This window comes from Geobacillus proteiniphilus (genome assembly GCF_001908025.1).
Taxonomy (GTDB): domain Bacteria; phylum Bacillota; class Bacilli; order Bacillales; family Anoxybacillaceae; genus Geobacillus; species Geobacillus proteiniphilus.
Genome location: NZ_MQMG01000025.1, coordinates 41,924 through 48,287 on the forward strand (window position 1 = coordinate 41,924; position 6,364 = coordinate 48,287).

A 6,364-nucleotide genomic window follows, 5' to 3' on the forward strand; every position below is an offset into this window, starting at 1 on the left:
CGCATCATCTCCAATATGTAATGGTCCGCCCTTGACTTAACATTTCTTCTATTTTCATTTGAGTGAATAATGAAATATCCGATTGATGCTTGAGCTTTTGTAATAGCTGCTCCAATGCTTGAACTGTTTCTTCGCTTCGTGAAACTTGGATTCTCGGCAATATTTTTCCGCGAATGATTTGATCAAATTTCAAATGAGAGTTTACCGCACTTCCGTAATAACCAATTTGGTCTAAAGCTCTGCGGTTCAATCTAGCTCCTAATTGATCCAGCAGCGGATTGAGTTCTTTGGCCTTTTGCCTGCAATCCTCATCCATTACAGTCACCGTTAAATCTTTCTCCAAATCAACGGAAATCAACTTAGATACTTTTATCTTTTCCAGTTCTTCTATTAAACCTTCCTCATCCTCTGGATAACGCAGTTCAATTACAAAGCTACGATCAATCATTTTGGGACTTAGTCCCTTTACGGTATGATCCATATTCATCGTGCCAATAAATCTTACATTACGTGGAATTTCAAATTCTGCAGGATACCGGTAGCACAAATCAAAACAATTTTGCACTTTCCATCTTTCAGAATCGCTCTGTATTTGTTTGCATTTCTCTTCATCAAGAAACTCAAATCCGTTTTCATCCACAGTGATGTAAGGTTTAATCATTTCATAAGCCAACTTTTGAAAATGTTTAGAGTAAAGGGTAATCTTAGGATTTTCTTCTTCCATGGCGCTCAAAAATTCCGCAAAATAATACTCTACATGGGACAGGTTCATCTCGTCTAAACAAATCAAATACAAAGATTGCGGATTTTTCTTTGCTTCTACTAACGCATCCAAAAATTCAGTGGAGACATATTGATAATCAATTGGATTAAAGAACCCGAGTATATCTTGCTTATCCGTCCAACTAGACTGAACCCTTATCGTGTATGTCTTTGCCCCCTTAATGATTTTAGAAAAATTTCTTGCCAGGCTGGATTTGCCTGTTCCGCTCGGACCATGCAGAATAATAAGCTGATTCGTCTTTAAAGTGCCTACAAAACATTCAATAACATCACGTTCATACTGAAGATCGCATTGTTCGTGCAAAGCACCTTGAATAGTCGCTATCATATCTTCCTGATCGCTCCAATGAATGGTTTGGTCATTTGAAATAGTATTCTCTTCATCATCTTCATTCCCTAACAGTGGATGTACAAGGCGGAACCGTTCAAATTGAGATTTTAGGCTTTTTTTATATCCTTCTAACTTTTGGGCTTCTTTGTTCAAAGCTTCTTTTTGTTCTTCGAGTTCCCTCTTTCTCTTATCTAGCAAAGACTCTTCATCGCTGATTAATTTTTTCTGCCCTTCGAGCTTTTTTAATTGCCGATCGATTTTACTTTTTTCTTTATTGAACATCTCTTCCTTCTGACGATATTCTTCTTGCAGTTTTATCTCCTGCTCCCGAAAGTTGGCTCGCAACTCATTTTCTTGTTTATTCAATTCCGCTTCTAACCTTAGGATATCGTTCTCTATTTGTGATTCAATCTGCGATACAATGAGCGGCGCAATTTTTTCCAAAGGCCCAAGCTGCTCCGCAAGCTTTTGCACAATTCTCTCACCGAAGCGTGCTAACAAACTTGTTTGAAAAGAAGCACGCCGGATAGAATTTGCGTTAATAAATACCATTCCTAATTTTCTATTTTCCTTCTCATCCGAAAGTTTATTGAATTTTAGTTCCTCGGCAACAGCAGTTAAGATATCCCCTTTCTTATACTTGTTTCTATTATTCGGAACAGTCAAGGCTACCGTCCATTTATCTCCATTAAAAGGAAGGACAAACGGCGCAAACGTATCAGGATTCAGCACTTCTGCTATTAATAACACGTTGTCATTCTGCAGCTCCTTCACATACCTTACTTCTAAAATTAAACGACTGCCAAGAAGCTGCGGATCACAAAACCTCACATAAAATTGATGAGCATCTTCCTGCGTCCAGTTGATCGGCGCCCCTAACTCATTTAAGAGAGAATTTAAATAGTCTTGCAATTTTCTTGCGTTGCTTTCCATATCTGATGCAACTCCTTTTCCTGCTGCTCACCGACAGTGCAAAACATCCCTCTGTTCTAGCTTCAGAGGCGTGGGTATTATCCGTTGTCCAATTCCTCCACCTTTTTAGCCATTTTATCGTTAATTTTGGATTATTTGATCTAATCTTCGACAAAGCTCAAGAGACAGGCACTTTGAACCATACCTCCTACTTTTTTATAGGGTATTGTCAAAAGTTTATCCTCCACACTCACGGTTTTCCCTTGAGTTTCAACGGTTGAAAGAAAAAAAGCTTGCCACCCCCGTTGTTTTCGGCCATCATTGAGGCAACCACACACTCAAGACACCCAAAAACACAAAGGCTACCCACCGTGACAACTAGGTCAACACGTCCATAAGCCCATACCGCACTCTACCCGAGATGAAAATAGCCGCTCAAATCGTGCGGATTTTCATAGAAGCATAGACTTAAAATTTGCCAACCTCTCCCCAAAACATCAGCCCGTCCCGCTCACTCCACTTTCTTGCCCATCACCCGCTCGATCATCCCCAACAAGGCAAGCCTTCTTTTTTCAAAAAATTGCTCAAAATCATCGGCCCTTATGGATGCAACATCAATGACATGCGTTTGCAGTATTTCATCCAATTTCGTTGCCGGAATGCCTCGTTTTTCTTCCAATTTTCGCAAATATACACTTGGGGCATCATGGCCAATGATCCGGTTGGTTTTATAAGACAACGGGGTTTTATTAATAATGGAATCATACTTGGTTTTCTCAATCCCTTGTCTTTCGCAATAGTCGCGCGGAAAAATATGGTGAATATCAATCGATTCTCCATAGTACGTCTGAATATCGATCGGTACGCCAGATAAGAAATCCCGCGCCCCTTCCCTCATGAGCAACGCATGCAAGCCTTTGTAAGCGGCACTATTTCGAGTACGCAACGTCAAGAGGCGATCAGCGGCGAAATTGGCATCACGCACTGTCGTAGGCTCCATACCGCCACGAATCCATTCAACGACTTCCACCAAGTCACGTGCAATCCGCGTCTCCGTCGCTCCTCCATACAGTTCGCCCAACACGCCGCACCAATACCAGCGGGCGATTCGGTCACGGACATGGACATTATGCGCTTCTCTCCCTAATTCTACAAAAATGGCCGCCAGCGGGATCAACTGGGTTCCGTACGGCAAATCCCGCGCTGAAAACACATGCTGCTCGTGCAAAAATTGGGCCGCCTGAATAAAACCTTCCGTGACACGGTCAGCCCAATCCTGGTAATCTACGAGCGCCAGTTGCAGGATGTCGCGCCGCTTGCAGCTGACCGCCACGCCGTCCCCCGTTTTTCTTCGATTGTACGTCACCAATAACGTGACGGCTTGCAGGAAATCGGTGCTGCTTATATCGGACAACACTTTGTTGTAAATTTCTCCGGATTTCTTTAATTTCGCTTCCCTGTCCGTCCAATCATCCCTCAACTTAAAATCTTCCGCCGCAAATGTGGCCGTAAGAAGCTCGAATACAGTCAGAGATACACCACCAGTATTCACATTTTCAAAAACCTGACAAACAGCCTCTTTCGGGGTCGGCTTCCTAAGCATAATGACAGGCACTTGGTATTGCTGGAAACGGGGAAATACGTCCGTCATAAGCTTTTGCCATTTCAATGACCGTTCCGCAATTTTCGCAGGATCCGAAAAATAGCGCGTCTGCCACTCCAACAGCCCCGCAGGGTCAAAAAGCAAGTTCACTGGAAGCATCCCCGCCTCGCATTCCTTGTCCAAGTCCGAACAATCAAGAACGACTTTTCCCCCCGGCCCTCGAATGATTTTATCTTCCGGAACACTTACGATCGTTTCTTCCCGATCGACGTTTGGATCCAAAATTTTATCAATGTCAATGTAGTAGAACCGTTTGATCTCCTTGTCCCTCTTGTCTTTTGTCGCCACAGGCACCTTTAATTTCAATGATTGGAATAACGCTGTCAACCGCTGTTGGCCGTCAAGAATCAGCCGTTCCGGCTCAACTTGGTGGGGGGTATCGACCCCTTCAATCGGCCGAGAGGAAAAACGGACATTTGGATTTCCCGTCTGCAACATCATCACCGCACCGATTGGATAAGAGAGAGAAACACTGATCAACAGATTTCGAATTCGCTCGTCATCCCAAACCCAGCCTCTCTGAAAGTCGGGAAGCTGTGTTCGACATTCCTTAATGCTTTCAAGCAAGTCAAGCAAGCTCTCCACCGTACTGTCAAACGTAGTAATGGCGCTCATTTTCTTCCTCCTCGTTTCATAAGAAATCCTCTCCCACTATGTGCGCTTTCGTTTCCCAATACGGTCAAACCGCCATACCACACCAGCTCCCCGTCACCCAACCGTATTTGTAAACTTCAGCAACAGCACTTTCCATAATGATGAGCCCAATTTTAAGGAAAGCAACTTTTTACTTCGACACTTGCATTTGTAATCCTCTTCCTGATACGGAACTTTCACAAAAATATTCTTATTCCATACCACCGCCATTATGAACTTGTGGTCGACAAATATAAATAACTCACATTTCGCACCCTGAATAAAAATTTGAAATAAGTCCGATTTTACCGAATAAAAATTAATTATTTTACAATTTTTGTATAAAAAATTGGATCTTCACCAAAAGTTGTACTTGACTGTTTCAAAACATGTCATACTTCCTTCTGTAAGGAAAAATCAGTAAATCAACGATTTTCATACATGGTGACACGAGAAAAAGCCTCATTTGTCAAGTACACGTTGTGGTGATGAACCAAAAAATTATTTTTATGCGAATATCCGATTTTTTGTATATTATGAAAATATTGCTAAATGTGAGATGCAATTAGCATTATCATGGCAGCAAAGCCGATCTCTTAGCTTGGACTCTGTACGCCGTAAAGGATCAACGTACCCGTTGTTTTGTTCTCTCCAAAGAAAATTTGATGTTCAAAGCTTGCGATACACGGGGGAGCATTGAAAAAACCACAAGTGAGGCATTTACGGAGAGTTTGCTATTGGAGGAGTATGAAAAACCAAAAATCATCATGAAGTGGAAACTCAAACCCTTTTGCTATAGAGAGACAGAGCTTCCAAGTCAATAATAGCTCCAATATAGAGAAGACAATCGAGACCGATAATGGCATCTAACGCAACACCGCACTCCATCGCTCCCAATTCTACTTCAAAATGCTTTATTCCGATCAATCCGATCATCACCTCATCTACCGTCTTTGCGTAAACAAACTCCGTTCCCCCTACCCCGCTAAATCCACGGAGACGATCGTCCCTGTTGATCCAGTATCAACCAACGCCCTGCGGAACTCTATTGTCTTCCCTCGATGTGTGAGCCGCAATGCCGTGAGCAACAACCCGTCCTCTATATGAAGCGGCATCATCCCCTCCACACCCCCGCCCATCTCCGTTCGGAAATATTGATTTCTTTCCGATTCGTGTGAAGAACGTACAATTCCCGATGAGGAGTTTCTTTATGAAGCCGCTTATATGCCCGCATGGCTTCCATTGGATCAGAAAATGCTTCGATCGGAACAATGTGATTTAAAATCCGTTTGTTGTCCTCATTGGTATAAGCATCCACCGCTTCGATCAACACCCAACGGTTCGGAAACGCTTGGCAAATGTCTTCCCATTTCATTCTGCTTTCCTCCTCTCCTTATTGTCCCATTCCATTTTTCATTTTCAGTATAACGCAGATCGCGTCTTGAACGCTCTTCCACCTATAAATATTTTACTTCGATTTGCCTGCTCTCCGGCAGCCCTTGTCTCTGTTCCTCTTTTCCCATCAAGCTTTCCCCCTTCATCTCCCTGCGGATGTGTTGTTCCAAGTCACTTGTCACCAAAACCCCTCTTCCTCTTTCCATACCCCTTTGCATGATTGGGGGTGTTCATTCATCATCGGCCGCCTTCCCGATGCTACCCCTCCTTGGTTTGATCGTCTTGTCCCTCTTGTCTCTCGTCGCTACAGGCGCTTTCAATTTCAATGATTGAAACAACGCTGTCAGCCGCTGTTGACCGTCAAGAATCAGACGTTCCGGCTCCACTTGGCGAGGATTGTCGACCCCTTCAACCGGCCTTGAGGCAAAACGGACATTCGGATTTCCCGTCTGGAGCATCATCACCGCACCGATCGGATAAGAGAGAGAAACACTGATCAACAAATTCCGAATCCGCTCGTCATCCCAAACCCAGCCTCTTTGAAAATCCGGAAGCTGTGTCCGGCATTCCTGAATGCTCTCAAGCAAATCAAGCAAACTTTCTACTGTACTGTCAAACTCACATTTCGCACCCTCTCGACGAAAATC

At 43.4% G+C, this 6,364-nt stretch carries 4 protein-coding genes; all 4 read right to left on the reverse strand.

All coding sequences use genetic code 11. From position 1 onward, the window contains the following. Positions 1-4: 4 nt before the first annotated feature. Positions 5-2,047, reverse strand: a complete 2,043-nt coding sequence (locus BRO54_RS10095) for an McrB family protein (protein WP_074043863.1) — start codon at positions 2,045-2,047, stop codon at positions 5-7. Positions 2,048-2,537: 490 nt separating this feature from the next. Next, a complete protein-coding gene (locus BRO54_RS10100) occupies positions 2,538-4,304 on the reverse strand; it encodes a GmrSD restriction endonuclease domain-containing protein (RefSeq protein WP_074043864.1) in 1,767 nt (588 codons plus the stop codon). Between the two features lie 1,132 nt (positions 4,305-5,436). Continuing rightward, positions 5,437-5,697: a hypothetical protein gene (locus tag BRO54_RS10110; protein ID WP_074043866.1), complete on the reverse strand. Its 261-nt coding sequence runs from the start codon at positions 5,695-5,697 to the stop codon at positions 5,437-5,439. A 250-nt stretch (positions 5,698-5,947) separates the two neighbouring features. Then, a partial coding sequence (locus tag BRO54_RS10115) for a DUF262 domain-containing protein (protein WP_239691245.1) occupies positions 5,948-6,364 on the reverse strand: 417 nt, incomplete at its 5' end.